Annotated in this window: 21 protein-coding genes and 1 pseudogene; 10 read left to right on the top strand and 12 right to left on the bottom strand. The window is 63.6% G+C overall.

The features are described from left to right. The first annotated feature begins 99 nt into the window (after positions 1–99). Positions 100–1,386: an NAD(P)/FAD-dependent oxidoreductase gene (locus OHD58_RS20020; protein ID WP_263805135.1), complete on the top strand. Its 1,287-nt coding sequence runs from the start codon at positions 100–102 to the stop codon at positions 1,384–1,386. Here OHD58_RS20020 and OHD58_RS20015 read toward each other — a convergent pair. The 4 genes and pseudogenes from OHD58_RS20015 to OHD58_RS20000 form a co-directional block, all read right to left on the bottom strand. After that, positions 1,383–1,954 (bottom strand): annotated as a pseudogene (locus OHD58_RS20015) (sugar O-acetyltransferase). The gene OHD58_RS20020 and the pseudogene OHD58_RS20015 overlap by 4 nt on opposite strands. A gap of 139 nt (positions 1,955–2,093) precedes the next feature. Then, on the bottom strand, positions 2,094–3,062 hold the full coding sequence (locus tag OHD58_RS20010; RefSeq protein ID WP_263805133.1) for an omptin family outer membrane protease: 969 nt from the start codon (positions 3,060–3,062) through the stop codon (positions 2,094–2,096). Positions 3,063–3,252: 190 nt separating this feature from the next. Further along, positions 3,253–4,002 (bottom strand): SDR family oxidoreductase, encoded by a 750-nt coding sequence (locus OHD58_RS20005; RefSeq protein ID WP_263805132.1) that lies wholly within the window; start codon positions 4,000–4,002, stop codon positions 3,253–3,255. 5 nt (positions 4,003–4,007) lie between these two features. Continuing rightward, complete coding sequence (locus OHD58_RS20000) at positions 4,008–5,483, bottom strand: aldehyde dehydrogenase family protein (protein WP_263805131.1); 1,476 nt, start codon at positions 5,481–5,483, stop codon at positions 4,008–4,010. A 212-nt stretch (positions 5,484–5,695) separates the two neighbouring features. Here OHD58_RS20000 and zwf point away from each other — a divergent pair, with 212 nt between their 5' ends. The 3 genes from zwf to edd all read left to right on the top strand — a co-directional run bounded on the left by zwf (position 5,696) and on the right by edd (position 9,760). After that, on the top strand, positions 5,696–7,165 hold the full coding sequence (gene zwf, locus OHD58_RS19995; protein WP_263805130.1) for a glucose-6-phosphate dehydrogenase: 1,470 nt from the start codon (positions 5,696–5,698) through the stop codon (positions 7,163–7,165). Positions 7,166–7,168: 3 nt separating this feature from the next. Continuing rightward, the gene (pgl, locus tag OHD58_RS19990; protein ID WP_263805129.1) at positions 7,169–7,867 is read left to right on the top strand and encodes a 6-phosphogluconolactonase; all 699 of its coding nucleotides are present in this window, start codon (positions 7,169–7,171) and stop codon (positions 7,865–7,867) included. Positions 7,868–7,933: 66 nt separating this feature from the next. Next, positions 7,934–9,760, top strand: coding sequence for a phosphogluconate dehydratase (gene edd, locus OHD58_RS19985; RefSeq protein ID WP_263805128.1), 1,827 nt, complete (start codon positions 7,934–7,936; stop codon positions 9,758–9,760). A gap of 80 nt (positions 9,761–9,840) precedes the next feature. Here the strand turns inward: edd and OHD58_RS19980 are convergent, their stop codons facing one another. The 3 genes from OHD58_RS19980 to OHD58_RS19970 form a co-directional block, all read right to left on the bottom strand. Then, positions 9,841–10,803, bottom strand: a complete 963-nt coding sequence (locus tag OHD58_RS19980; RefSeq protein ID WP_263805127.1) for a GlxA family transcriptional regulator — start codon at positions 10,801–10,803, stop codon at positions 9,841–9,843. A 69-nt stretch (positions 10,804–10,872) separates the two neighbouring features. After that, positions 10,873–11,772 carry a bifunctional methylenetetrahydrofolate dehydrogenase/methenyltetrahydrofolate cyclohydrolase FolD gene (gene folD / locus OHD58_RS19975; RefSeq protein ID WP_263805126.1) on the bottom strand — a complete coding sequence of 300 codons (900 nt, stop codon included), beginning with the start codon at positions 11,770–11,772 and terminating at the stop codon, positions 10,873–10,875. A gap of 116 nt (positions 11,773–11,888) precedes the next feature. Then, on the bottom strand, positions 11,889–14,507 hold the full coding sequence (locus OHD58_RS19970) for a GumC family protein (protein ID WP_263805124.1): 2,619 nt from the start codon (positions 14,505–14,507) through the stop codon (positions 11,889–11,891). A gap of 167 nt (positions 14,508–14,674) precedes the next feature. Between OHD58_RS19970 and OHD58_RS19965 the strand changes: the two genes are divergently transcribed. Next, on the top strand, positions 14,675–15,970 hold the full coding sequence (locus tag OHD58_RS19965; protein ID WP_412177254.1) for a lipopolysaccharide biosynthesis protein: 1,296 nt from the start codon (positions 14,675–14,677) through the stop codon (positions 15,968–15,970). Positions 15,971–15,984: 14 nt separating this feature from the next. Here the strand turns inward: OHD58_RS19965 and OHD58_RS19960 are convergent, their stop codons facing one another. From OHD58_RS19960 to OHD58_RS19950, 3 genes are read right to left on the bottom strand one after another with little or no spacing between them, the layout of a single operon-like run. Next, on the bottom strand, positions 15,985–16,914 hold the full coding sequence (locus OHD58_RS19960; RefSeq protein WP_263805123.1) for a DUF6492 family protein: 930 nt from the start codon (positions 16,912–16,914) through the stop codon (positions 15,985–15,987). Continuing rightward, the gene (locus tag OHD58_RS19955; RefSeq protein WP_263805122.1) at positions 16,911–17,690 is read right to left on the bottom strand and encodes a WecB/TagA/CpsF family glycosyltransferase; all 780 of its coding nucleotides are present in this window, start codon (positions 17,688–17,690) and stop codon (positions 16,911–16,913) included. The genes OHD58_RS19960 and OHD58_RS19955 overlap by 4 nt, the downstream gene beginning before the upstream one ends. Beyond that, entirely contained in the window at positions 17,687–18,862 is a 1,176-nt protein-coding gene (locus OHD58_RS19950) for a glycosyltransferase (RefSeq protein WP_263805121.1), read from the bottom strand. Before OHD58_RS19950 ends, OHD58_RS19955 begins: the two co-directional genes overlap by 4 nt. A gap of 179 nt (positions 18,863–19,041) precedes the next feature. Here OHD58_RS19950 and OHD58_RS19945 point away from each other — a divergent pair, with 179 nt between their 5' ends. From OHD58_RS19945 to proC, 3 genes are all read left to right on the top strand, one after another. Further along, positions 19,042–20,040, top strand: coding sequence for a glycosyltransferase family 2 protein (locus tag OHD58_RS19945; protein WP_263805120.1), 999 nt, complete (start codon positions 19,042–19,044; stop codon positions 20,038–20,040). After that, positions 20,009–21,319: an O-antigen ligase family protein gene (locus OHD58_RS19940; protein ID WP_263805119.1), complete on the top strand. Its 1,311-nt coding sequence runs from the start codon at positions 20,009–20,011 to the stop codon at positions 21,317–21,319. The genes OHD58_RS19945 and OHD58_RS19940 overlap by 32 nt, the downstream gene beginning before the upstream one ends. A gap of 82 nt (positions 21,320–21,401) precedes the next feature. After that, positions 21,402–22,214 (top strand): pyrroline-5-carboxylate reductase, encoded by an 813-nt coding sequence (gene proC / locus OHD58_RS19935; protein WP_263805118.1) that lies wholly within the window; start codon positions 21,402–21,404, stop codon positions 22,212–22,214. Positions 22,215–22,217: 3 nt separating this feature from the next. On the opposite strand, the gene OHD58_RS19930 is transcribed toward proC, so the two are convergent. Beyond that, positions 22,218–23,534, bottom strand: coding sequence for an NAD(P)H-dependent oxidoreductase (locus OHD58_RS19930; protein WP_263805117.1), 1,317 nt, complete (start codon positions 23,532–23,534; stop codon positions 22,218–22,220). A 209-nt stretch (positions 23,535–23,743) separates the two neighbouring features. After that, the gene (locus tag OHD58_RS19925) at positions 23,744–25,873 is read right to left on the bottom strand and encodes a mechanosensitive ion channel family protein (protein ID WP_263805116.1); all 2,130 of its coding nucleotides are present in this window, start codon (positions 25,871–25,873) and stop codon (positions 23,744–23,746) included. Between the two features lie 13 nt (positions 25,874–25,886). On the opposite strand from OHD58_RS19925, the gene OHD58_RS30780 reads away from it, so the two are divergent. After that, positions 25,887–26,165, top strand: a complete 279-nt coding sequence (locus tag OHD58_RS30780; RefSeq protein ID WP_412177253.1) for a TOBE domain-containing protein — start codon at positions 25,887–25,889, stop codon at positions 26,163–26,165. Between the two features lie 114 nt (positions 26,166–26,279). After that, positions 26,280–26,587 (top strand): SDR family NAD(P)-dependent oxidoreductase (locus OHD58_RS19920; RefSeq protein ID WP_263805115.1); only part of this gene is annotated, 308 nt, incomplete at its 3' end.

Here is a 26,587-nt window from a genome sequence, read left to right as displayed (position 1 = left end):
TAAAACATACTTCTCACGGATATTCAGACCCATGACCGTTCTTTTCTCCGACTGCCGACTGCCAACTGCCGCCCAAAACCGACCTGACGCCCAAGACGCATGACTTACCAATCCCCCATTTCCCCCGGTTACTCCTGGTACGAGGATACCGTCGGCGAGCGGCCTGAATACGCGCCGCTCGACGGCGACGTCAGCACCGACGTCGTCATCGTTGGCGGCGGGTTCACCGGCCTGTCGGCGGCCGTGCACCTCGCCAAGGCGGGCACAAACGTCGTGCTGATCGAGGCGCACCGCTTCGGCGACGGGGCGTCGGGCCGCAATGGCGGGCAGCTCGGTACCGGCCAGCGCGCCGGGGCGGAAGAACTGGAGGCCGAATACGGGTTCGAGCGCGCCAAGGCGCTGTTCGATCTTGCCGAGGAGGCCAAGGCGCACCTGCTCGAATTCGCCAGCGTGAACGGCATCGATATCGATTTTCGCCCCGGCCACCTCAACGTCTCGCACCGCAAGCGCGACCTGCCGGAATATCTCGAACATGCCGAGGCGATGCGGACGCGCTTCAACTATCCGCACATCACCTACATGGACGCCGCCGAAACCGCCGAGCGCATGGGCTCCACGCATTATTACGGAGGCGTCCGCGACACCGGCACGGGCCACATCCACCCGCTGAAGCTGGTCGTCGGCACGGCGCGGGTGGCGGCTGAGGCCGGGGCGCGGCTTTTCGAAAGGACGAAGGCAACGGGCATTGCCACCAATGGCGGCAAGGTGACCGTGACGACGGCGACCGGCACGATCACGGCGCAGAAATGCCTGCTGGCGATCGACGCCTATGCCGGCGATCTCGAACAGGAAACCGCTTCCCACATCATGCCGATCGGCTCGTTCATCGGCGCCACCGTGCCGCTCGGCGACGACAGCCCGGTGCTGCCCGGCGGCGAATCCGTGTCGGATTCGCGCTTTGTCGTGCGCTACTTCCGGCGGGTGAAAACCGGCGAGCTGCTGTTCGGCGGTCGCGAGATCTACGGGGTCAAGGACCCCAACGACATCCACATCCATATCCGCCGCCAGTTCAGCGAGATCTATCCCGAGCTGAAGGACATCCGCATCACCCATGGCTGGGGCGGCTATGTCGGCATCACCATGCCGCGCAAGCCGTTCGTGCGCGAGGTCATGCCGAACGTGATTTCGGCCGGCGGCTATTCGGGCCACGGCGTGATGCTGTCCAACTTCGTCGGCAAGCTCTACGCCGAGACGGTTGCAGGCAACCGCGACAGGCTGAAACTGTTCGAGGAACTGAAAATTCCAGCCTTCCCCGGCGGCACGCGCTTCCGGGCGCCGCTGCTGTTCCTGGCGCTCAACTGGTATGCCCTGAGGGACCGGATTTAGGCTCGCGCGGCTCCGGCTCGCGGCACCGGCCGTGCCGGGCTGCCGACGACGGTGACGCCGGGCGGCACATCCCTGGTCACGACGCTCCGGCGCCGACAATCGCTGCATCGCCGATGGCGACGCCCGGAAGGATGATGGCGCCGCCGCCGATCCACACCCTCTCGCCGATGGTCACCGGCCTGGCAATTTCCAGGCCGGCGGCGCGCAATTCCGGGTCCTTGTGATGTTCGGCGCAATAAATCTGGACGTGCGGGCCAAGCAAGGTGGAGCGGCCGATGCGCACCTTTGCGGTATCGAGGATGACGCAACCGACGTTCATGAAAACCCTGTCGCCGAGTTCGATGTTGACGGCGTAGGCGCAGTGGAACTGCGCCTCGATGCGCACGCCCTCGCCGACCGATGCAAACAGTGCTGCGAGCGATGGCCCCAGATTGCCACGCTGCCGGGGCGGCAAATTGTTGTGCTCGTGCACTGCGTCGTAGGCACGACCGCGCATCGCCTCGAGTTCGGGATCGATGCAGCAATACCACTCGCCAGCAGCCATTTTGGTGCGTTCGCTGGCGGTCATGGAGCGCTCCTTCGGCGTCGTGAAACGTCCGATCCCAACCACAGATCATCGCCGCATGCAAATAGCGCCGGCCGCCCGGGATGCACTCGCCGTCGGCCAGAAGCCCAGCCTTACATCCTGCCCACGGACCGCCTGGACCTCAGAACTTCCGGCCCACGCCGACCATCACCGCGAACGAATAATGGTCGAGGCCGGCCGAATTGCGGGTTTCTGAGACTTCGCCGGTTGACGTGTTGTATGTGCGCGTGTCGCCCTTGGCCTCGAAGTAGTTCTGATAGTCGGCCCTGCCGAAGAACGTCCAGGCCGCACCCAGATCGCGTTCCGCCGAGATGGACACACCGATCATCCCGGTCGTGTCGAACGATTCGGTGAAGATGAGATTGCGCAGGTAATGGTGGTCCCTGTCGCGCGACATGACGAAGGGGCTGCCAATGATTTCTCCGGTCAGGCGGAACCGCGGCGCTTCATAGGTGACGCCAAGCCCGATATAGGGCGTGTGCCACCACTGCTCGTAGCCGATCACCGGTCCGTGGAAGGTTTCGGTCTGGTCACGGAAGCCGACGATGTTGCCGTTGTCGTCCTCGCTGGAATAGATAAATGTGCCGTCGACGGCATCCCACTTCATGTTCTTGAACCGGTAGCCCAACAGCGCGCTGAACTGCAGATTGTTGTACTCGGCGAATCTGGCGGCGGCGGAAATGTCGATCTGGAATGCCTTCGACAGGTCGGTGTTCGGGTGATGGGACCAATGGGTCCAACTGTCGAAGCCGTTATAGCCGAGAAGCCAGTCGCGGTCGTCCATGGTGTTGCCGGACGCTAGCGTCGTCCAGCCACCGGCGCGCAACGACAGCCAGTCCGTCACACGGTAGGACAGATCGCCGCCGATGATCAGCGCGTTGTCGATCTTCCAGTTGAGCTGACTCACCTTCTGACCGGCATCGCCATAGACATATTCGCCGGATTCACCGTTCAGATAGCCAAGGTACCCTGTAGCGGCAAAGTCAGGCGTGATCGAGATTTCCGCACGTTCCTGCACTTCGACATCCGCGGCGATGGCTGCTGGAATCCCCGAAAGGAACAGGAAGCAAAGTGAAGCGCGGCCAAGCATCAAACGTCCCTCATTCAAATACTTGCCACAACCGCCGGTAGCAGCGGACCCATTCCGGTGGGAGCTGTCAACGTGCGACCGTAACCTTTCGAGGGTCGAGAGAAGCCGCCTGGCGCATTGTGTTGCGCTGGCGCCACACAGGCGCCTGCTACGGGCCGTGTCTTCCTGGGAATGCGGTGATGGGCCTGGCTCAGATGCAGCGGCCGCCGTCGACTTCCAATGCGACGCCGGTAATGAATTCGGCTTCGTCGGAGGCGAGCCAGAGAGCCGCATTAGCGATGTCGAGCGGCGTCGACAGCCGACCGAGCGGGATCGAGGCGCGGAATTTGGCCCTAAATTCCGGCGTGTCCTCGCCCATGAACTGGGCCAGCATGCCGGTCTCGCCCGCGACGGGACAGAGGCAATTGACGCGGATGTTCTTCGGCGCCAGTTCCACCGCCATCGACTTGGTCGCGGTGATCGCCCAGCCTTTCGACGCATTGTACCAGGTCAGGCCGGGCCGGGGCCGCAGCCCGGCGGTCGAGGCGGTGGTGATGATCGAGCCGCCACCCTGCTTTTCCATGATCGGAACGACAACGCGGGCAGAGTGGTAGATCGCCTTCATGTTGACAGCAGCGATCAGGTCGAAGGTCGCCTCGTCGACCTCGAGCATATCGCCGTTGCGGTGGGTATAGCCGGCGTTGTTGACCATGATGTCGATGCGGCCGAATGCCTTCATGGTCGCGTCGACCATCTCGTCGAATTCGGATTTTTGCGAGACGTCGGTCTGCGTCCAGATCGCGGCCTTGCCGATCTCGCCGGCGACGCGCTCGGCGCCCTTGACGTTCAGATCGGCGACGACGACCCTGGCGCCTTCTTCCGCGAAGCGCTTCGCCATGCCCTCGCCGAAGCCCGAGGCAGCTCCGGTGATGACCGCGACCTTGTCTTTCAGACGCTTCATGCTTTTTACCCGTGATTGAAAACGATGGTTTTGGTCGCCGACATGTCGTGGAGGGCTTCGAAACCCTTTTCGCGGCCGTGGCCGGATTTCTTGAAGCCGCCGAACGGCAATTCGATGCCGCCGCCGGCGCCGTAGCCGTTCACGAAGACCTGGCCCGAACGGACACGCTTGGCGACCCTGTGCTGGCGACCGCCGTCCCTGGTCCAGACGCCCGCGACCAGGCCGAACTCGGTGCCGTTGGCCAGCCGGATCGCCTCCTCCTCGCCATCGAACGGGAACAGCGTGAGAACCGGCCCAAACACTTCTTCCTGGGCGATCACGGCGTCCGGGTCGACCGATCCGAACAGCACCGGCGCCTGGTAATAACCGCCTTCCGGTGCGTCGGCATGGACCGATCCTTTGGCGAGCACGGAAATACCGGCTTCTTCCGCCGCGGCGATCATTCCGGCGACACGTTCCTTCTGGCGCGGGTTGATCAGCGCGCCGAGATCGAGGTCTGCATCGTGCGGCCCGGCGACGAGTTTCGAAAACCGCTCGGCGAGGCCCTTGGCGACCTTCTCGTAGACCGGCCGCTCGACCAGCACGCGGCTGCCGGCCGAACAGGTCTGGCCGCCGTTCTGGATGATCGCGTTGACCAGCACCGGCAAGGCCGCCTCAATATCGGCGTCGGCAAAGACGATCTGCGGGGACTTGCCGCCGAGCTCCATGGTGACGCCGCGGTTGTTGACCGCCGCCGCCTGCTGGATTGCCGTCCCGGTGAGCGGCGAGCCGGTGAAGGTGACATAGTCGACCAGCGGATGCGCCGACAACGCGGCGCCCGCTTCGCGCCCGTAACCGGTGACGACATTGAAAACGCCTGCCGGCATGCCGGCCTCGAGCGCCAGTTCGGCCATGCGGATCGCCGTCAGCGAGGCATCCTCGGCCGGCTTGACGACCAGCGTGTTGCCCATGGCAAGCGCGGCGCCCGCGACACGCGCCAGTATCTGCATGGGATAGTTCCAGGGAATGATGCCGGCGACGACGCCGTGCGGCTCGCGCAAGGTGAGCGCGGTGTAGCCGTCCAGGAACGGGATCGTGTCGCCGTGGATCTTGTCGCCGGCGCCGCCGTAGAACTCGAAATAACGCATGGTGGCAGTAACGTCGGCCTTGCCCTGCCGAACCGGCTTGCCGGTGTCGCGCGATTCGAGCGCCGCAAGTTCGTCACCGTTCTTTTCGACCAGCTGGAAAAGCCGGGTCAGGCAGCGGCCGCGCTCGACCGCCGGCATCCTCGCCCATGGGCCATCGTCGAAGGCGCGACGGGCAGCCTTTACGGCGCGGTCGACATCCGCCTCGCCCGAAGCCGGGATCGATGCGAACACCTTGCCGTCCGACGGCGAAGCGACATCGATGCGCAACCCGGACAGCGAATCGACCGGCTTGCCGTCGATGAACTGCATGAAGGCCAAACCTTCGGCGACAGTTCGCGAAAGATGCGTTCCCATGGCAGTTGCCTCCTTGGTATCGTCCCACAACGGCTCTATGTTGCAGGTGCGAAGGAAATGAATTCTTTTCGGCGCTGACAAACGCGCGGGTGCATGCCGGTGTCAAGTTCCAGAACGGAATTTCGAGTATGTGACACCATGGCACTGGCAAGTTTAAATCGATTAGATTATAGGCACCTCGCAAAGGCGAGTCCTGAGAACACGGACAGATAATGACCAGCCAGATCATTCCCGTCGACCCGTTCGACTTCATCATTTTCGGCGGTACCGGCGACCTCGCCGAACGCAAGCTTCTGCCGGCGCTCTATTACCGGCAGCGCGACCACCAGTTTTCCGAACCGACCCGCATCATCGGCGCCTCGCGCTCGAAGATGACGGACGAGGAATTCCAGGCATTCGCCAAGAAGGCGATTTCCGAGCACGTCAAGGCAGACGACATCGATGCCAAGGAACTGAAGACGTTCCTGGCGCGGCTCTCCTATGTCGCTGTCGATGCCATGTCGGGCGACGGCTTTGCCAAGCTGAAGAAGGCGATCGGCGACAGCGACTGCATCCGTGCCTATTATCTCGCGGTCGCACCGGCGCTGTTCGGCGAGATCTCGCACAAGCTCAAGGAACATGGGTTGGTGACGCCGAACTCGCGCATCGTCGTCGAAAAGCCGATCGGCCGCGATCTCGTCTCCGCCAAGGCACTCAACGACCAGATCGGCGAAGATTTCGGCGAGCACCAGATTTTCCGCATCGATCACTATCTCGGCAAGGAGACCGTGCAGAACCTGATGGCACTGCGCTTTGCCAACGCGCTCTACGAGCCGCTGTGGAACTCGGCGCATATCGACCATGTGCAGATCACCGTGGCCGAGACGGTCGGTCTCGAAGACCGCGTCACCTACTACGACAAGGCCGGCGCGCTGCGCGACATGGTTCAGAACCACATGCTGCAGCTTCTCTGCCTCGTCGCCATGGAAGCGCCGTCATCGATGGACGCCAACGCCGTGCGCGACGAGAAGCTGAAGGTGCTGCGCTCGCTGAAGCGGATCAACGGCAACGAGGCGCCCAAGCAGACGGTGCGCGGCCAGTACCGCGCCGGCGCCTCCGCCGGCGGACCGGTGAAAGGCTATGTCGATGAACTCGGCGCGGCCAGCAACATCGAGACCTTCGTCGCCATCAAGGCCGAGATCGCCAACTGGCGCTGGGCCGGCGTGCCCTTCTATCTCAGGACCGGCAAGCGGCTGGCGACGCGGGTTTCCGAGATCGTCATCGAGTTCAAGCAGATCCCGCATTCGATCTTCGAAGAAAGTGCCGGCAACATTACCGCCAACCAGCTGGTGATCCGGCTGCAGCCGGACGAAGGCGTCAAGCAGTTCATCATGATCAAGGATCCGGGTCCGGGCGGCATGCGGCTGCGCCAGATTCCGCTCGACATGAGCTTTGCGCAATCGTTCGACGGGCGCGCGCCCGACGCCTACGAGCGGCTGATCATGGATGTCGTGCGCGGCAACCAGACGCTGTTCATGCGCCGCGACGAAGTCGAAGCCGCGTGGGACTGGATCGACCCCATCCTCAATGCCTGGCAGGAAAACCGGCAGGAAGCGCAGGGCTATACGTCCGGCACCTGGGGTCCGTCGGCCTCCATCGCGCTGGTCGAGCGCGACGGGCGCACCTGGCACGAAAGCAACTGACCCATGACGGCGCAGAATTTCCGCCGGCATGATTTTGGTTCGCGCGAACTGCTGGCGGCGGATCTGGCGGAGACGATCGCAACTCGGTTGAGTGCGGCGGTCGCCGAACGCGACGCGGCGACCATCGCCGTGTCGGGCGGCACGACGCCGTCGCTGTTGTTCGAGATGCTTTCAAAGTCGGACATCGACTGGGGCAGCGTTAACGTCACGCTGATCGACGAGCGGTTCGTGCCCGAAAGCTCGCCGCGCTCGAATGCCAATCTGGTGAAGGCGAAACTGCTGCAGAACAGAGCGAAAAAAGCCAATTTCCTGCCGCTCTATGCAAGCGGCGATGTCGCCGCCGACATAAGCAACGCCGAGCACCATCTCGCCGTGTTCCACAACCCGCTGGATGCGGCGATCCTGGGCATGGGCAATGACGGTCATACCGCTTCTTTCTTCCCGGATGCCGAGGAACTGGAACGGCTGCTCGATCCCCAGTCCAGCGATTTCGTCGCCGCCGTTCATGCGCAAAGCGCCGGCGAGCTTCGCCTGACGTTGACGCTGCCGCTCATCTGCCGGGCACGCTTCCTGGCGCTTCATATCGAAGGCGCCGAAAAGATGAACACGCTGGAGCGGGCACTCACCCCCGGCTCGACCTTGCCGATCCGCCGCGTCATCGACGCGGCACATACGCCCGTGGAGATATTCTGGGCGCCTTGAATTGAATGCTGCATGGCCGCGGAGGCGCTCCCATCCTTCCCGGGCATGCCTTGAAAGGACGTTGCCATGACCGCCAGGAAAGACATCGAAGCCATCACCGGCCGCATCCGCGAGCGGTCGAAGCCGCGCCGCGAGATCTATCTCGAGCGGATCGAAGCGGCAGCGGGCAAGACGGCCAACCGGGGCGTACTCTCCTGCGGCAACCTCGCCCACGGCTTCGCTGCCTGCGGACCGTCGGACAAGGCGATCCTTGCCGGTGACCGCATCCCGAACCTCGGCATCATCACGTCGTACAACGACATGCTGTCCGCGCATCAGCCTTATGAAACCTATCCGCAACTCATCAAGGAAGCGGCGCGCGAGGCAGGCGGCGTGGCGCAGGTGGCAGGCGGCGTGCCGGCGATGTGCGACGGCGTCACCCAGGGGCAGCCGGGCATGGAGCTTTCGCTGTTCTCGCGTGACGTGATCGCCATGGCGACGGCCGTCGGCCTGTCGCACAACATGTTCGACGCGGCCGTCTATCTCGGTATCTGCGACAAGATCGTGCCAGGCCTCGTCATCGGCGCGCTGACCTTCGGCCACCTGCCGGCGGTATTCATCCCGGGTGGCCCGATGACTTCCGGCCTGCCCAACGACGAGAAGGCGAAAATCCGCCAGCTCTACGCCGAGGGCAAGGTGGGGCGGGCCGAACTGCTGGAGGCGGAGTCGAAATCCTACCACGGCCCCGGCACCTGCACCTTCTACGGCACCGCCAACTCCAACCAGATGCTGATGGAGATCATGGGGCTGCACACGCCGGGCGCCTCCTTCGTCAATCCCGGCACGCCGCTGCGCGATGCGCTGACGCGGGAAGCCGCCAAGCGCGCGCTGGCGATCACCGCGCTCGGCAATGAATACACACCAATGGGCCGCATGTTCGACGAGCGCACGGTGGTCAACGGTATCGTCGGACTGCATGCGACCGGCGGCTCGACCAACCACACCATCCATCTCGTCGCCATGGCGGCGGCAGCAGGCATCACGCTGACCTGGCAGGACATTTCGGACCTGTCGGAAGCGGTACCGCTGCTGGCGCGGGTCTATCCGAACGGGCTCTCCGATGTGAACCATTTCCACGCAGCCGGCGGCATGGGTTTCCTGATCCGCGAGCTGCTCGATGCCGGCCTGCTGCACGAGGACATCCAGACTATCTGGGGCAAAGGCCTGCGTCCTTATACGGTGGAGGCGAAACTCGCGGCGGACGGAACGGTCGCCCGCGAACCGGCGCCGGCAGTGAGCGGTGACGAAAAAGTGCTGGCACCCTTCCCCAAGGCTTTCCAGCCGACCGGAGGCCTCAAGGTGCTCACCGGAAATCTCGGCCACGCCATCATCAAGACATCGGCGGTGAAGCCGGAACGCCGGATCGTCGAGGCGCCGGCGCTCGTACTCGACAGCCAGCAGGCGCTGAACGATGCCTTCAAGGCCGGCGAGCTGGACCGCGACTTCATCGCCGTCATCCGCTTCCAGGGACCGAAGGCCAACGGGATGCCGGAACTGCACAAGCTGACGACGGTGCTCGGTATCCTGCAGGACCGCGGCCACAAGGTGGCGCTGGTCACGGACGGCCGCATGTCGGGCGCCAGCGGCAAGGTGCCGGCGGCGATCCATGTGACGCCCGAGGCGCTTGAGGGCGGCGTCATCGGCAAGGTGCGCAGCGGCGACATGGTGCGGCTCGACGCCGACGCCGGCACGCTGGAAGTGCTGGTCGAGGCATCCGAGCTGAAGACGCGCATGGTGCCGCGCATCGACCTGTCGGAAAACAGCCACGGCTTCGGCCGCGAACTGTTTGCCGGTTTCCGCGAACTGGCCCTGCGTGCCGACCATGGCGCCGCGGCCTTCGGCGCAGCGCATTAAGAAGGGCTATCTCCCTTCGTCGACTGTGACAGTCCAGGAGGCTGACGACGGAGCCAGGCTCAGATATGCCTCACCCACGGTCAGTAGGTGGTGCGGCGCTCCTCGGACGGCGGCCTGCCGAACTGAAGCCGGTAGCTCTGCGCGAAGTAGGAATGCGAGGTAAAGCCGGTGGCGATCGCCACGTCGAGGATGGGCATATTGGTCTGCCGCAGCAATTCGCGTGCCCGTTCGAGGCGAAGCCGCATGTAGTAACGGCCGGGAGTCACGGTGAGGTGCCGCAGGAACAGACGCTCGACCTGACGGACGGAGAGACCCGCCGATTTCGCCAGTTGAACCGCGGAAAACGGCTCGTCGAGATTGTCGGCCATCAACTCGACGATCTTGCGCAGCTTCTCCGACTTGCCAGTGAGGTCGCGCTCCGGGCCGACCCGCTGGCGGTCGCCGGCCGACCGGATGCGCTCGTGCTGGAACTGGTTGGCGACGCCGTTGGCGAGATTCGGGCCGAAATCGGTGCGCACGATTTCCAGCATCAGGTCGATCGAGGTCGTGCCGCCGGCACAGGTGTAGCGCTTGCGGTCGATCTCGAAGACGTTGCCGGTGCACTCGATCTCGGGGAACTTCTCGGTGAAGCCGGCGCGGTTTTCCCAATGGATAGTGCAGCGGTGGCCTTCCAACTGGCCGGCTTCGGCAAGCAGGTATGAGCCGACCGACAGCGCGCCCAGCGTGCCGCCGCGGCGACCCCAACTGCGCAACGCGCCGAGCACCTTGCTCTTGCCGGGAAATTCCGTCGTCAGTCCGACGCAGACGAACAGGATGTCGGCCGGCGGAATGTCGGCGACGCTGTAGTCGATCTTCAACGGCAGTCCGTTCGAGGCCATGACCGCCTCGCCGTCTGCCGAAACCGTCGTCCAGCCATAGAAGTCACGGCCCAGCAACCGGTTGGCCGACCGAACCGTGTCGATCGCGGCGGCGAGCGAAAACATCGAAAATTTGTCGACCAGCAGAAAAGCGAACTGCCGGTTGCCTTCCATGGGATCAGACATCAGCGGTTCTTCTACAGGAAGGAAAACTGGCCGCAAAGCGTCCCGCCCTGCGATCAGGGGTGTGGACCATCAGAATTCCGGCCGCGGACGGCCAGCCGCAAGAGAAGCCGAAGCCAAGGTGTTCGCCATCAGCATGGCGATGGTCATCGGGCCGACGCCGCCCGGCACGGGGGTGATCGCCCCGGCAACCTTTTCCGCGCCGGTAAACTCGACATCGCCCACCAGCCGCGTCTTGCCTTCGCCCTTTTCCGGCGCGGGGATGCGGTTGATGCCGACATCGACCACCGTGGCGCCCGGCTTCACCCAGTCGCCCTTGACCATTTCCGGTCGGCCGACCGCGGCAACCAGGATGTCGGCGGTACGGGCAAGCGCGGCAAGATCACGCGTACGGCTATGGGCGATCGTCACCGTGCAGTTGGCGGCCAGCAAAAGGTTGGCCATCGGCTTGCCGACGATATTGGAGCGGCCGACGACGACGGCGCTCAGGCCGGAAAGATCCTTGCCGCGGACACGTTCGATCAGGAGCATCGAGCCGGCCGGCGTGCACGGCACGAAGGCGGTATCGAGTTCGCCGGTACCCAGCTTGCCGACATTGATGAAATGGAAGCCGTCGACATCCTTTTCCGGAGAGATGGTCTGGATGATGCGGCCGGAATCGATGTGGGCCGGCAGCGGCAACTGCACCAGGATGCCGTTGATCTTCGGATCGGCATTGAGGTTGCCGATCAGCTCGACGAGATCACTCTCGCTGGTCTCGGCTGGCAATGTGTGCTGGACCGAGTGGAACCCGCATTCCTTGGCCTTCTTCGACTTGGATGCGACATAGACCTGGCTTGCCGGGTCTTCCCCGACGATGACGACGGCAAGGCCGGGCGCGGCGCTTCCCGAAGCGACCAGCTCGGCCGTCAATTTCCTGACCTTCGCGACAACCTCTTCGCCAACCGCTTTTCCGTCGATGATTTCAGCCATGATTCGTCCTGCGTGTTCGTCGTTACGCGGGCGCATTCTCACCAAAAAACAATCGAGCAATCCCGTCTAAGCGCCGTCTCGTGGCGTAGACTCGAAAGTCCGGCGGATTTTGAGTGTCAGGAACGGTGCCTGCGAGCCCGGCTCCGTGACATGTCCAGCACTGCATCGCGGAATTCGCGGAGGCTCTCGCGAACATCGTCGATCGGCGCCTTCGACGCATCGTGGCGAGCAGCGGCGGCCGGAAACACCTGTGGCGACTGTTGCTGCGGCGCGGGCGCGAAATGTTGCGGCTGGACCATGCCGGCGGGCGGCTGGACCGGAGCATAGGCAGCATAAGGCATTGGCTGTGCTGGCTGCGGCATCATGGGCATGTATCCATACGGTACGGACATCGGCGCCGGCGGCCACGGCTGATAGGCCTGAGGCTGCGCATGAGCGTGCATTTGCTGCGGCGGGAAGCCCGCCTGCATCACAGGCGGATAATAGGCCAGCGGCTGATGGAGCGGAGCGGCCGGCGGCTGGTAGGCCGGCGCGGCGGGCTGCTGATTGGCAACCTGCTGCAGGGCAGCAGCATAATCCGGCGCGACCGGCCGTTGCGGGTACGCCGGAGCGTTGCCGGCGGACGGCGCGGCGGGGGCTATCTCCTGCCGCATCCGGCTGACTGTCCGCTCAGGCTCCGCATCGGACAGGGGCATCCAGGTATTGCGCACCTTGCGGGAGGACGTCTCGGGCCGGCGCGGCGACGGATCGGTTTCCGGCGTGCGGCGCTGGGGCTCGCGCCGGCGGCCACCGCCGCCCGCAGGCCCGTTGCCCGAACCACCCGACGGGCGCGGCCTGGCCGGACCGTTCGAGCTGCCATTCTCGCGCAGGCTCTGGATGGCGCCGCGCGCGCCGCCAATGCCGACGCCGGCCATGAACCCAAGTATCGTACCCGTCAGCGCGATCATCGAGCGCGACGGACCGACCGGATGGAGCGGCGGATAGGCCGTGGAAATCACGCTCATGTTGGCGGTGTTGAGGTCGCGCTGCTCACCGGTCTCGCGAGCCCGGAGCAGGAACGATTCATAGACAGCGCGCTTGGCCGCCGCTTCGCGTTCGAGTTCGCGCAGCATGACAAGGTCTTCACTGACGCCGCCCTGCCGCACTTTCACCTGGGCAAGCCGCGAGGCAAGCTCCTGCTCGAGCTGGACCGCGCGCTTGAGCTCCACCTGGTTGGAAGAAATGATACGGCGCAGTTCGGTCTGGATCTGCTGCCGCGCGCCGGCAAGCTGGGCGTCGATGGCAAGGCGCTGCGGATGGCGAGGGCCGAGCCGCACGGCCAGCCGGTCGGCTTCCTGGCTGAGGCTGGCGTATTGGGAGCGCAGTTCGGTCATGACGTTCGAGCTAATCTGCTCGGGAAGCGTTCCGCCAAGCACCGCATCGACGTCGAGTTCCCGCGCCGAAGCAGCCTTTGCATTGAGCTCGAGGGTGCGGGCACGCGCGATGGAAAGCTGCTCGTTGAGCTTGACCATCTCGTCGTCGCTGATCAGCCGTCCCTGGGCGTCGATGATGTCGTTTTCGGTCTTGTAGGCCTCCACCTTACGCTCCGCGGCCTCGACATCGCTGCGCAACTGGTCGAGGCGGGAGGTCAGTTCGTCGGTGGCGCGGCCGGCCGTGTCGGACTGGATCTCCCCGTAGGTCTGCAGGAAGACATCCGTCAGCGTGTTGGCAATCAGCGCCGACTTCTCGGCATTCTGCGTCGTGGCCGAGATCATGACGACGAAGGTCTTGCCGCCGCGCTCGACCGTTAGGCTCTCGGCAAGATTGCCGACCGCCAGCGCCCGGCGATTGTCGGCTCCGGCGCCGCCGTCTCCGGAGAGCAGCGAGCGAATGAGAGAGAGCGGATTGCCGATGCCGCCGGAGGCTTCCCCGTTGAATTCCGGGTCGGCTGTCAGATTGAGCTTATCGACCACCCTGTTCAACACGGTTCCCGAGGTGAGCACACGCACCTGGTTCTCGACGATCGCCATCGTCGCGTCCGACGGAAGGCCGCTCTGCGTCAAGTCGCGATCCACGATCTTGAGGTCGCGCGGATCGATCAGCAGTTCCACGACGCTTTCATATTTCTTCGGTGTCGTCACCGCGATGGCGACGCCGAGCAGCGCACCGATAATCGTCGTCGTGACGATCAGCATCTTGGAGTTCACGATGCCCATCACCACCCGCATCGGATCGATCAAGGGACGCCAGTAGAGATCGGGATCGCCCACGGCGTTGGACGGAGCGTGCTCGTCTCGCCGCGGTCTCGCAATTTCCGGCCGCCTGCGGTGCTCGTCGCGGCGCATGTTTTCCGTCGCTTCGACCGCGGCGCGATCAAAGCCGGTCCACTCCTCGCGCGCCTCTTCCAGGCGCTTCTTCTCCGGATGGCCGGAGAGCCTGCCGGGAATCAGATCGGAAATGCTCCAGCGGACCTTTGGCGCAGGATCATCACCGGGCATGTGATCCTGCTCTTGCCGATCGGCCTGTGGGCGCTCTTTCGGCTCGGATTTTGCCGCAAGTGCCGCAAGCAGCGGGCTCGGAACTGCTTCACGCCGCGACCGCGCAAGACGGTGGCGCACAACCGGATCTGTATCGTCTTCCCGGCCGAAGTGCGAGGAAGAATCCGGCTCGGGCGCTACTTCGGCAGGCCGCGCGCGACCGAGCGAAAGCAAGGATCGCTCACGCCTTTCCCGGTCGTGGTTCTCTGCGTCGAACATGATCCGTATGGCCGCCTCTTGGCTCACCGAACTCGGGAGCTTCAATCGTTAAGCCACGCTAAACAGCCATGGAAAATAAAAGGTTAATTCTGCGTTGTTTCCGCACTGCAAATACAACCGGGCTGAACGGCGCGTTAAACATTCCCCGCTAGGGTCGCGCCCGAGCAATGACCGAGATCGGCGACACCACGCAAAACCCGAAAATGGCCAGGATACAAGGCTTCCTGACCAGCCGGCGCGGTGTGCTTCGCGACTACTTCACCGCCATCAGCGGTTCGGCAGGCAGGCTGGTATTTTCGCTCGCCTATTTCGTTGCACTGGCCAACACGCTTTCGATCGCCGATTTCGGGCTGTTCGCGACCGCCTCGGCAGCCGGCGTCATGTTGTCGCGCATCCTCGCCTTCGGCTTCATTTCCGCGCTCTATCGCGTCGCCACGGTCCGCCCCAAGCTGATCGGTGCCTTCACCGGTGGGTTCATACTCCTGGGGCTGCTCTCGTTGCCAGTGCTGTGGCTGGCCGGATGGCTGACATTCGCGCTGTTCTTCGCCGGCGACATGACGGCATGGATTTTCGCCGCCGTGGTGTTTGCCGAAGCGCTGTTGTGGCGGCCGGTCGAACTCGCCGTCATCGTCAACAACGGCATGGCCAAATTCGGCCGGGCGGCGATCCTGGTCATCATGGGAACCCTGCTGAGGGCATTGGCGGCGCTGGCCTTCATCTTCTGGCCCGTGCATGACCTGGCCGCCTGGTCGAACTTCTATATCGCCGCGAATGCAGTCTCGCTGATCATCGCATTCGCGTTCTTCTATCCGCGGCAAAGGCTGCGCTTCAGGCCCGAGCTTTACTGGAGGCGGCTGGCGGATTCGATCTATGTCGCCGGCGCGGAGGTGCTCTTCTACCTGCAGATGGAATTCGACAAGCTGCTGGTGCTGTCGATCGGCGGGCCGCATCTCGCCGGCATCTACGCGATCGTGATGCGGCTGGTCGACCTCACCGCAATACCGATCCGCACCTTCACGATGATGCTGGTCCAGAAAATGATGCGCACGCCCGAAATGCTGGCAAGGCTCGGGATAAGGGCGATGATCGAAAGCGGCGTGCTCGTTGTCTCGACGCTGGCGCTCGCAGCACTCGCCGTCGTGCTCTATTTCTTCCCCCGCGCGCTTGGCGGCAATGTCTCGGAGGCAGCACCGCTTGTCGGGCTGGCGCTGCTGGTGCCGGCGTTCCGCAACCTGGTCGAATACCACGCGGAACTGCTCTTCGCGCGCGGACAGACGCTGATCCGGGCCGTAAACCTGGCGCTACTGGCCGGCCTCAAGGGCATCCTCCTGTGGTGGGCGTTGACGCGGCTCACCGACACGGCCGGCATGGTCCTGTCGCTGAACCTCGTATTTGCGGCGCTCTATCTCGCCTCGGCATTGCTGACCTACAGCATGCTGAAAAAGCCGGCTAAAATGTTCTAAAACTTGCGAATTTTCTAATTTCGCGAAATCAGCCGGCGAATGCGCGCAAGATCGGTGCCTATGAACGACTGCATGCCGATCGCCACCTGCTCGGGTTCCATCCCCGCAACGAAATCCCGGAATTCATCGTCGCTCAAGGCTGGGCCGTTCCAGTAGACCCGGCAGAATTCGTGATAATCGTGGAAATGACCGGCGCTACCCAGCGTTTCATCGGCATAGCGCCCGTAGAACATGCATTCCGAAAATTTCCGTGCCCGGCCGATGGTTTCCACCCAGTGGCGGCCGTGCACCTGCTCAATCTGCTGGCACATACCCACCAGCGTATCGCGCCGCCAGGCGATGAGCGTCGCGATGTAGTCGTGCGGGGAGATCTCCGGCTCGGCAATGCCAAGTGCCAAGCCCGCGTTGCGCGACCAGATGCGATGATCTCCGTCGACCGGCTGCAGCAAGGCGTCGTCACGGCGGAAAAGACGGGCGGACCCGCCATGCCAGAAAGCACCGCAATCGAACGGTCTCAGGAAAGCCACGTCCGAATCGCAATAAACCAGCGTGTCTTCGCCGACATGAGCGCCGATCGCCATGCGCCGCAGTTGCTGCACATGCCAGCCACGCAACGGCTGGGTCTTCAGGCTCAACCAGATGCGGCGGCGGAACAGGCTGGACGGATCCCACCAGGCGTGAAGCCACGAGGGCAGGAGATCGCGCTCGTCGACAATCGTGCGGGACGGCGTCTCCAGTTGCCGGAACAGCGCGACGTCGCGGCCCTCGACCAGGATGTAGTGATGGGACGCGCCGCTGACGAATTCGTCCATGGTTTCGCACAGCAGCCGGCAGCGCTCGAAATCCGGCGCATAGCTGGCCGTCACCACCGCCGCGGTCGGTGCCGCGGTGCCACGCGCAGGCTTGGCCACGGGGGCGCTGTCCGGAACGAATCGCTTGTTCACCGGCTTGCCCTCGAAGCCAGCTTCTGGCGGAAAACGCGCAACAGAAACAGCGGATTGCCGACGATATAGCGACGCCACAGACGGCCCGGCTCTATCAGCAGGCGGAAGAGCCACTCCAGGCGAAGGCTGCGAACGATGCCCGGCGCGCGCGGAACGGCGCCGCTGAGGAAATCGAACAAGGCCCCAACCGCGATCGGCAGCGTACAATGGTCCTGGTCCAGATTGCCGGCGATCCAGAATTCCTGCCGCGGCACGCCCATGGCGACGAGCAGCACGTCCGGACGGAATTTCGCTATGCGATCGAGAATTTCCGGTTCGTCGCTGGCATTAAAGAAGCCGTCATGGATGACTTCGACCTTGTGCTGCGGCGCCAGTTCAGAAAGCCGCACAGCCGCCCTGTCGGCGTTTTCCCGGCTCGCGCCGAGCAACCCGACCTTCAGCGGTTGCCGGGCGGAACGCAGGAATGCCGGAATGAAATCGGTGCCGTTGAGATTGGCCGGAAACGGCGCGCCATAAAGAAGCTTCGCGGCAACATCGACGCCGACACCGTCCGGCAGGATGAGGAAATCGTCAAGAATGCGCGCGAATTCCGGATCGGCAGCCGCGACGTTGGCATTGTGAGCGTTGAGAAAACCGACCTTGGTGAAGCGCTTTTCCGCGATCAGGCGCAGGAACAGCCGGGAGGCTTGTTCCGCGGTGACGCTGGCCACCGCCACACCCAGGATTTCCCGCAGTTCGGGCGGGTCGTGGGGCACAAGGGCGGACTGCATGTTCATGCCGCCGCTCTTTGACCGGCCGCGCCAATCTTCGCAAGGCCGAGACGTATCTGGGCATCGAGGGCGTCGCGCTGGCGACGGTAGAAGTCGCCGCCATCGACATCGAAACCGCCGCCTTTTGCCAATCTCAGAAGCGCTTCCGCAAACTCCTGCTCATCATCGGCAACAACGCAGTTCTCGGGTATCCTGTCGATGCCGCGCAGCGAGCGCGTTGTCGCGACCGCGGGCAGACCAAGTTCGAAGGTCTCGATCGACTTCAACTGGACACCGGTGCCGGCGCGGCTGATCAGCGGAATGACGGCGGCGCCACGCACAAATTCGGTGGCGTCCGGGACGCGGCCGACAAAGCTGACGCCGGGATGCGGCGACGAGAGGCCCGCCGGAAGGTGGCCGGCGATATGGACGCGAAAATCATCCGGCAGATGCGGCACGACCGAATCCAGGAACCAGTCGAGGCCGATCCGGTTGGGTTGCCAGGTCCAGGTGCCGATAAGAGCGGCGTCGCAAACGATCTGCCGCTGCGATGGAACCGGAGGCGGCAAAGGGCGGGTAACGAGAGGCAGGGCGGCCGACCTTGATTTTCCATCGACGCCGAGAGCTGCCCGATCCTCGTCGGCCAGCGTGAACACGAAACTGGCGTTGGTGCAAAGCCTCGCCTCCATCCCCTTCAGCAGCCGCGCCTCGCGCCGGTACAGGAACTTCTGCAGCAAACCGCCGGCGGCCTCGGCATTTTCCTCGGCCGACCGAAACTCGACATTGTGCGCCACGAAGATCGACGGCTTGTCCTCGAAAAGGCCCTCGAAGGCACCGGCGAATTGCACCGCATTGACGATGTAGCCGTCGTACGGCTCGACCGTGGCGAGCGCGGCCTTCACGTCGGCGGGCGTCGCCGCACGCAGTTTGATTGACGAGAAGGTGATGCCGGCCGCCATCGCCTTACCCAGCCATTCGATCTTCTGCGGCAGCGAGGCATTTTCAGTGCGGACGTCGACCGCGCCGAGAACAACGGTGTTTTCCGGATCGGAAGGCTGTTTGCCAGGCCATGCATAGCCGAGGACAGTGACGCGCACGCCTGCCCGGCGCAACGCGTCGATGATCGCTGCATTGGCGATCTCGTAGCCGGTTGCCGGTGCCGCATGCGGCACGATCGAGGTAACGAATACCAGATGCATGAACCTGTCCTATGCCTTCCGGTAGCAAAGGGCGGTGAAGTGTTGATTAAGCGCGACTTGAAAATGCGCGACCGAAAGCGCTGCCGCGCCAATATCGGAGCCTGTCTCCCAAGGTGTTTAACGAAAAGTTAAACGAAACAGGATTTTATCGGGACGATCACCAAGATCCTGGCAGCCGCATGAATTCAAACCCGTCCGACGGTTCCATCTCGATTCTCGCGCGCTCGCCCGGTTTGCAACCGGAAACGTTCCGGGCAGTCGTCACGGTGCCGACATTCCGCCGGCCCGTGCAGTTGCTGGAAACACTTGCCTCGCTGCAAGCCCAGCAGACCAGCCGCCGCTTTGCCGTGATCGTCATGGAGAACGAAGCCGACGCTCGCGAGGGCGCCATGGCTGCATTGCCACTTTTCGAAAGCAGCGAGGTCCAGGGCATGCTGATCGTCGCGCATGAACGCGGCAATTGCAGCGCCTACAATGCCGGCTGGCAAACGGCGCTGCTGCATTTCCCGGATTTCGAGCACCTGCTCGTCATCGACGATGACGAACTTGCCGATCCGGAATGGCTGGAGCGCATGTGCGCAGCCAGCGAGACGCTGGGCGCCGACATTGTCGGTGGGCCGCAGGTGCCGGTGTTTGAAGATGCATCGCATGCCAGATGGGCCGCACATCCGGTGTTCGCGCCGCCTTACGCGAAGACCGGATTGGTCGAGGCGCTCTATTCGTCGGGAAACCTCCTGCTTGGCCGCAACGTGCTGATGCGGATGGGACCGCCTTTCCTCGATCTCCGATTCAACTTCATGGGCGGCGGCGATTCCGACTTCCTGAGCCGCTCCCGGCAAGCCGGGTTTCGGCTCGCCTGGTGCGCCGAAGCCAAGACCCTGGAGATGGTGCCGGCACGGCGCGTCGAGGCGGACTGGATACGCGCACGATCGCTGCGCAACGGGGTGATCTCCACCCTGGTCGAAAAGAAGAAACGCGCCGGCGAACCGCTGGCCGGCCTGAAGGTTTTTGCCAAAAGCCTGGCGCTGCTGGCTGCTTCTCCGTTCCGCGGGACGCTCAGGCTGGCCCGGACCGGGTCGGTTTCAACCGCACTTTACCCAATCTATGTGGCGCTCGGCCGCGTGCTTGCGGAATTCGGATATGCCAATGAGCAATACCGCCAGCCTGAGAAGAACTGAGCCAGGCGGGCTCCTCGCCGCCTTCACGACGCGGCGTATCACCACCGCCCTGTCGGCGCTGATGTTCGCCGTCATCATAATTTCCTTCCGACCGTTCCAGCTCAGCGGCGAAAACGTCATGGAAGGCGGCGACGTCGTCAACCAGCTTGGATTCAGCGCGATCGGCGGCCTCGCCATCTTTGGATTGACGGCATTCGTCGACCGCCGCGTTCTGGCAGCACTGTTCAGTCCGTGGTGGCTGTTGCTGCTCGGCTGCCTGGTTTTTTCGGTCCTGCATGCGACGGACCCGTCGGCGGCGGCGCGTGCCGCCTCCTTCACGGTGATCGGCATCCTGGCGATGGCGGCTATCCTGGCCCTGCCGCGCGACGCCGACGCATTTTCCACCGCGCTTGCCTTTGCGGGATTCGCTGTGGTGTCACTGAGCTATATCGGACTTGTCATCTATCCGGATATCGCCAAGCACACCGCCGACTCGCTCGAGCCGCAGCACGCCGGCTTCTGGCGCGGTGTTTTCCAGCACAAGAACCTTGCAGGACCGGTGATGGCCTGCTTCAGCTTCGGCGGTCTCTATCTCTACCGCCGCGGCTGGAAATGGATTGGCGCGCTGCTGTTCGCAACCGCCCTATTCTTTATGGCCAACACCGGCTCCAAGACCACTGTCGGACTGGTTCCGCTCGCAATCGGACTGGTTGCCATGCCCGGCATAATCGGCATGCGCCTGCTGACGCCAATCTTCTTCACCATTGCGATTGTGGGAACCGGATTGGCGACGATCGGCATCGTGTTCATCGGCCCGCTCGGCTACCTTGCCGACCAGCTCGCGCCCGGCCTTACCTATACCGGCCGCACCGAGCTGTGGAAGTACTCCGGCGAGATGATCCTGAAGCAACCCTGGATCGGTTACGGCTACGAGAGTTTCTGGGGGACGCCGGCCGTGATCGAAATGAAATCCTTCGACCAGGACTGGGACATCAGCGGCATCGTGCACGGGCATAACGGCTATCTCGACATCGCCGTGATCATGGGCCTGCCGGCACTGGGCGTGGCCGTCGTCACCTTGCTGATCGCGCCGCTGTTCGACTACATGCGCACGCCGCTGCTGAAGGAAAACATCTATCTCGCCGACTTCTTCATGATGGTGCTGCTGTTTACGACGCTCAATGCGTTCCTGGAATCGTTCTTCTTCCGTCGTGCCGATCCGGTGTGGCTGTTTCTCGTCCTGGCGGCGCTCGGCTTGCGGCTGGTGGCCCGCTTTCCGGTGAAGGCGGCGCGGCGCTGAGCAATCGGCCACAGCCGCCTCATTCCATCTTCCTCCCGCGCGTTTGTCGGGCTATGTCCCGCGTCAAGGGAGAATCCAGACGATGACATCGACAGTGGTTTTGGCCGGTTGCGGCAATATGGGCTATGCCATGCTTTCCGGCTGGGTGAAATCCGGCCGGCTTGCCGCGTCCGATGTGTGGGTGGTGGAACCGAACGATGCGTTGCGCCAGCGCGCCGCGGAACTCGGCAGCCACGCGGTGGCGAACAGCGATGCATTGCCAGGCGCGTTGAAACCGACGCTGGTCATGTTCGCGGTGAAGCCGCAGGTGATGCGCGACGTCGTCGCCGGCTACAGACGATTTGCCGAAGGCCAGACGACGTTTCTCAGCATCGCCGCCGGCACGCCGATCGCCACCTTCGAGGAAATCCTGGGCGCTGTCCCCGTCATCCGCTGCATGCCCAACACGCCGGCGGCGATCGGCAAAGGCATGATGGTGACCGTGGCGAACGGCCTGGTCACCGACAGCGCGAGCGATTTCGTCAACGGCTTGCTGTCGGCAAGCGGCGAGGTCGCGGCGATCGAGGACGAGGCGCTGATGGACGCGGTGACGGCAGTTTCCGGTTCGGGGCCGGCTTACGTGTTCCACTTCATCGAAGCATTGACCGAAGCGGCCGGCAAGGCCGGGTTGCCGCGGGACACGGCCAAGCTGCTCGCCATGCAGACGGTCTACGGAGCGGCGAGCCTAGCCGCCGAAAGCCGCGAAGAGCCGGGCGCGCTGCGCCAGCAGGTGACCAGCCCGAACGGCACCACCGCGGCGGCGCTGGCCGTGCTAATGGGAGAAGACCGGCTGACGAAGCTGGTCGGCGAAGCGGTCGAAGCGGCGCGGCTACGGTCGATCGAGCTTGGGAAATAACCGTCAGGCGGTTTCCAGAAACATCTGGTCCTGACGCTGGCGCAAGCGGAAAAGGTTTGTGCTGGTATCGGGTGCTGCGTTCGCGGTGGTCAGCAATTCACCCTTGCGGACCGGCCTAAGCACCTTGCCGCCTTCCAGGAGGCCTACAGGGACCGCGTGGCCTGCGCGTGCTTCGGCAACGGTCATCGTCCAGGAACGGTAGCAGGTCTCGCCGATGGCATCGAAGGTCTCGCCGGCGGCGAGATCGCGCTTGGCGACAGCACACACCTCGGCCACGGGGGTCGGCAGCGGCACCATGTCCGGCCTGCCGTAGAGCGCGATGCGCGCCGCCGTCAGCGGCACTTCCAGGGATGTCAGGTGGTATGGGCGGAAGAAGCTGTAATATGGCCCCTTGCCGATGTGAAGGTCGTCCATGCGCTCGATGATGCGCGGGTGCGTTGCCTCGACGATGACGAAGACGCCAGGCGCCACACCCTTGCCGACCGTGTAGTCGACGACGCCCTTCTTGTGCAGGATGCCGCCATCCTCGCGCGGGATCAGCACCTTGACCATATCGTCGCGGTCGGCCCGGGGACCATGCATGCCGGGAACGTCCGGCACCAGGCCGGTGGCGTTGGCGATCGCCGCCATCTCCACCATGGTCTTGGACCCGTCGACGAACTCGACAAGCATGCGCGGGTTCATATTGCGGCGTGTCGCCTCCTCGCGATAATCGTCCGGGACGGCATCGTGATTCAACGGATTATTCTTGCCCTTGCCGGCGGAGACGATGGTGTAGCCGAGCGCAGTGGCGAACTCGATCAGTTCCATGCAACTCGACGGCTCGTCGCCTGCGCCGACCGAATAAACGACGCCCAGCCGGTCAGCCTCCTTCTTCAAAAAGGCACCGATGGTGACGTCAGCTTCGACATTCATCATCACAAGGTGCTTGCCGTGCTCCATCGCCATCAGGTCGAAATCGGCGGCGACGCCAGGCTTGCCCGTGGCATCGACAACCACGTCGATCATCGGATTGGTGACCAATAGTTCATTCGACGTGATGGCGATCCTGCCGCTCTCGATAGCCTGGGTGACCGCGGACGCGGTTTGCGCCTCGCGCGCCATCGCCTCGTCGCCATAGGCGATCCTGATCGCGTCGCGGGCGGTGTGCGGGCGCCGCGTCGAGATCGCGCAAACCTCTATGCCCTTCATCAGCATGCCCTGCGTCACCAGGTCGGTGCCCATTTCGCCCGAGCCGATGACGCCGATGCGCACCGGACGACCTTCGTCGGCGCGTCTTGCGAGATCGCGGGCAAGCCCGGTGAGGGCAACATTGGTCATGCGATTATCCGATGCTGGCAATTCGGCGCCGGAATAACAGAAAACCGGGGCGGATTGTCAAATGAAACGGCGAACGGCCCGGCAGGCGCCTCGAGCCCGCGCAATCCTGCCGGCAAGTCCAGCCCCAGATTGGTCGCCGAAAATGAAACAGCGACCATGCCATCCCAGAAATCCGCAGGCGCTGTCGAACCGGTGGATAGCCTAGCCGGCTAGGCACCACCGGCAGCTGCTGCCAACGCGGCTTCCTTGCGCATACGCTCAGCGGCGGAAGCCGCGGCCGCGGAGGCAGGCTTGTCATCGCCTCCCACCTGGACAGTAGGCTGGGCGAATTCGATGCCGTTGGCCGCGAACGCCTGCTGGATCATGGTATAAGCGCGTCGCCGGACGACGGACTGATGGCCCGGCTTGGCCATGAAGGCAAAGCTCAGTTCCATGCCGAAATCACCGAACTGCTCCACGCCCTTCATTTTCACCGTTTCGATGATCTGAGGCGCCAGCTCGGGATCGGCGAGCATTTCGGCTCCGATCCCCTTGAGCAGCTTCTTCACCTTCTTGACGTCGGTGTCGAACGGAACGCGGATCATGAACTTGTCGATCACCCAGTCGCGGCTCATGTTCTGCACCGCGCCGAGGTCGCCGAACGGAACCGTGAACACCGGGCCGCGGTGGTGGCGGAGCCTTACCGAGCGCAGGCTGAACGATTCCACGGTTCCCTTGTAGCTGCCGCTCTGGATGTACTCTCCGACCCTGAACGCGTCATCCAGCATGAAGAAGACGCCGCTCAGCACGTCCTTGACCAGGGTCTGCGAACCGAAGCCGATGGCGACGCCGAATATGCCGGCGCCGGCGATCAGCGGTGCGATCTGGACGCCGAGCCCCGCCAGCACCATGAGAACGGCTACGCAGGCGAGCACCACGGCCAGCATGTTCCGGAAAATCGGCAGCAAAGTACGCAGACGGCCGCGGCGCGCGGCTTCCGCGGGAGTAACCGTATCATCTATCGACGACAGCTCCAGTTTGCGGTCGATGTAGGCCTTCGACAATTGCCAGAGCAGATCCGCGACTAGCAGGATGATGACACCCTGCAGGAGCGCACGCATGATCCGTGCGATAGTCGCGTTGTTTTCGGCGAAATCACTCGGATGCACCCGCAAGGACAGCATCATCCATAAAACAGCAAGCAGGATCACCAGCGCCCGCGTACCGCGGACGATCATCACCCGCCAGAACGGATTCGCGGATGAAACGGTCTCCTTGCGTGCCGTGACCGATTCCGCCGCCTGGCCGGCGATAGCCACCGCCTTCGGCAGAAGCAGAGCATAGATGCCGAGCCAGAGGAGGCCGTTGGAACCGGTAACCCAAAGCACCCAAAGCAAGGCCAGGTAGAAGGTGAGGAACCAGTTGGTTATGCTTGTCCGATAGGTTTCCACGCTACGCGGCCGGCGCCAGACGATCTCGATCGCCATCGCCAGAAGGCCGATCCCGAGCAGGTAGGCGACCGTCTCCTGGACCGCCGGAGTAAAGCCCAGATGCGGGAACAGACTGATTGTCGCCCAGCCGGCCAGCAAATAGCTGGTGAAAACAACCACGCGGCGATACCAGAAACCCGCCTCGGTCTCGCCCATCGGCAGCAGAGCCGGCACCCTTTCCGCGTTTGCCCGTTCCGCACCGGGGAAAAGCAGTATTCTCGCAATCGCCGCAACCAGGCGGGCGGCGACAAAAGCGACGAGATATGTCATCACGATAACGCGCACCAATGCCGGCCATTCGAACGCCAAGAAAACGCCCGCGCAGACAATGAAGAACACAACGAGCGGCACCAGTTCGGCGAGAGCGCGGCTGGCGGTGCTTTCCGGAGCGGCCACGATGGCGTCTGCCCTGCCCGGGGCGCTCCGCGACCCTGAAGAAACCACCCGCTTGAACAGCCATTCCGCGCCGAAGCCGAGCGCCAGCAGGGCGCCGAAGAGAATGACGATCGTGCCTCTTTTGATTTCACTCCGCACGACCTGCACGGCATTCGCCACTTCTTCCGGAATACGCGGAATTGCATCGCGCGTCGCCCGGAGATGATTGCGGACGGTAGCTTCCCATCCCAGCATCTGCGACGACGCGGACGGTGCATCCGCTTCCGCCGGCGCCACCTTGCTTTCCAGCCGCGCGCGGATGTCGGGATCGTCAAGCATCTTGAGGAGCTGCTGCACCTTTTCATCGGCAAGCGCTTCCGCCGTTGGCGAGTTTGTCTGAGCAAGCGCAGGACTGTCGATCACAGCCAGCCACACGCCCGACAACAGGACGACGGCGCATAGCGCGCCGGACGGGATTAGGAACCGCCAAAGCATCGTAATTGCCCTCATGCCACCCTCGCGCGAGTTATGGTTCTCGCTGGCTTGCGTCTGTCGCACACAATCACCCGGCAGTTGGCCTGCGTCAATCGACCATCGCCGAAGCGGAGCGGGCAATTTTGTTGCCCGCTCTGTGATGATACGGCCCGAAGATCTGGTACATGACGACACCGACACAGCCATGTTGCGCGGAACGGTGCGGACGATAGAATATCTTGGCTCCCGCAACCTAGTGCGCGTGGATGTGGGGGATTTTCCTGGTTTCCGCCTTTCTCACCCCTTCGGTTGAACTGACAGCCGGATCAGCGATCGGACTTTCACCCGTCGAACCGTCGAAAGTGCGGTTCTTCGATACGCGCAATGGCCTTGCCCTTCGTGGCCGGGCGACTTCAAAGGCAAGAACATGAACAAGATCGATCTCGACAATCAGGTCGCCGTCGTGACCGGCGGCGCACAAGGCCTGGGCTTTGCAATGGCGCATCGCCTGCTCCAATCGGGTGCCAAAGTCAGCCTCTGGGACCGCGACGGCGATATGTTGAAGAAAGCGGTGGCCGCCCTCGGAAACGGTGCGTCATCCCGGATCGTCGACATCACCGATCTCGACGGATTGACCCGTGCACATGCCGAGGTCGAAACCGAAGTCGGCCCGGTTTCGATCCTGATCAATTCCGCCGGCATCGCGGGCAGCAATGCCAGCCTCGACACCTATGA

Origin of the sequence: Mesorhizobium sp. ZC-5 (assembly GCF_025753855.1) — a bacterium.
In the GTDB taxonomy this organism is placed as follows: Bacteria; Pseudomonadota; Alphaproteobacteria; order Rhizobiales; family Rhizobiaceae; genus Neomesorhizobium.
The sequence above is the reverse complement of the archived record's forward strand: the minus strand, read 5'-3'. Positions and strand labels throughout refer to the sequence as shown.

Coding starts and splice junctions, on each gene's coding strand:
- OHD58_RS20020 (WP_263805135.1), top strand. CDS start 100: ATGACTTACCAATCCCCCATTTCCCCCGGTTACTCCTGGTACGAGGAT.
- OHD58_RS20010 (WP_263805133.1), bottom strand. CDS start 3,062: ATGCTTGGCCGCGCTTCACTTTGCTTCCTGTTCCTTTCGGGGATTCCA.
- OHD58_RS20005 (WP_263805132.1), bottom strand. CDS start 4,002: ATGAAGCGTCTGAAAGACAAGGTCGCGGTCATCACCGGAGCTGCCTCG.
- OHD58_RS20000 (WP_263805131.1), bottom strand. CDS start 5,483: ATGGGAACGCATCTTTCGCGAACTGTCGCCGAAGGTTTGGCCTTCATG.
- zwf (WP_263805130.1), top strand. CDS start 5,696: ATGACCAGCCAGATCATTCCCGTCGACCCGTTCGACTTCATCATTTTC.
- pgl (WP_263805129.1), top strand. CDS start 7,169: ATGACGGCGCAGAATTTCCGCCGGCATGATTTTGGTTCGCGCGAACTG.
- edd (WP_263805128.1), top strand. CDS start 7,934: ATGACCGCCAGGAAAGACATCGAAGCCATCACCGGCCGCATCCGCGAG.
- OHD58_RS19980 (WP_263805127.1), bottom strand. CDS start 10,803: ATGTCTGATCCCATGGAAGGCAACCGGCAGTTCGCTTTTCTGCTGGTC.
- folD (WP_263805126.1), bottom strand. CDS start 11,772: ATGGCTGAAATCATCGACGGAAAAGCGGTTGGCGAAGAGGTTGTCGCG.
- OHD58_RS19970 (WP_263805124.1), bottom strand. CDS start 14,507: ATGTTCGACGCAGAGAACCACGACCGGGAAAGGCGTGAGCGATCCTTG.
- OHD58_RS19965 (WP_412177254.1), top strand. CDS start 14,675: ATGACCGAGATCGGCGACACCACGCAAAACCCGAAAATGGCCAGGATA.
- OHD58_RS19955 (WP_263805122.1), bottom strand. CDS start 17,690: ATGAACATGCAGTCCGCCCTTGTGCCCCACGACCCGCCCGAACTGCGG.
- OHD58_RS19950 (WP_263805121.1), bottom strand. CDS start 18,862: ATGCATCTGGTATTCGTTACCTCGATCGTGCCGCATGCGGCACCGGCA.
- OHD58_RS19945 (WP_263805120.1), top strand. CDS start 19,042: ATGAATTCAAACCCGTCCGACGGTTCCATCTCGATTCTCGCGCGCTCG.
- OHD58_RS19940 (WP_263805119.1), top strand. CDS start 20,009: ATGAGCAATACCGCCAGCCTGAGAAGAACTGAGCCAGGCGGGCTCCTC.
- proC (WP_263805118.1), top strand. CDS start 21,402: ATGACATCGACAGTGGTTTTGGCCGGTTGCGGCAATATGGGCTATGCC.
- OHD58_RS19930 (WP_263805117.1), bottom strand. CDS start 23,534: ATGACCAATGTTGCCCTCACCGGGCTTGCCCGCGATCTCGCAAGACGC.
- OHD58_RS19925 (WP_263805116.1), bottom strand. CDS start 25,873: ATGCTTTGGCGGTTCCTAATCCCGTCCGGCGCGCTATGCGCCGTCGTC.
- OHD58_RS30780 (WP_412177253.1), top strand. CDS start 25,887: ATGCCACCCTCGCGCGAGTTATGGTTCTCGCTGGCTTGCGTCTGTCGC.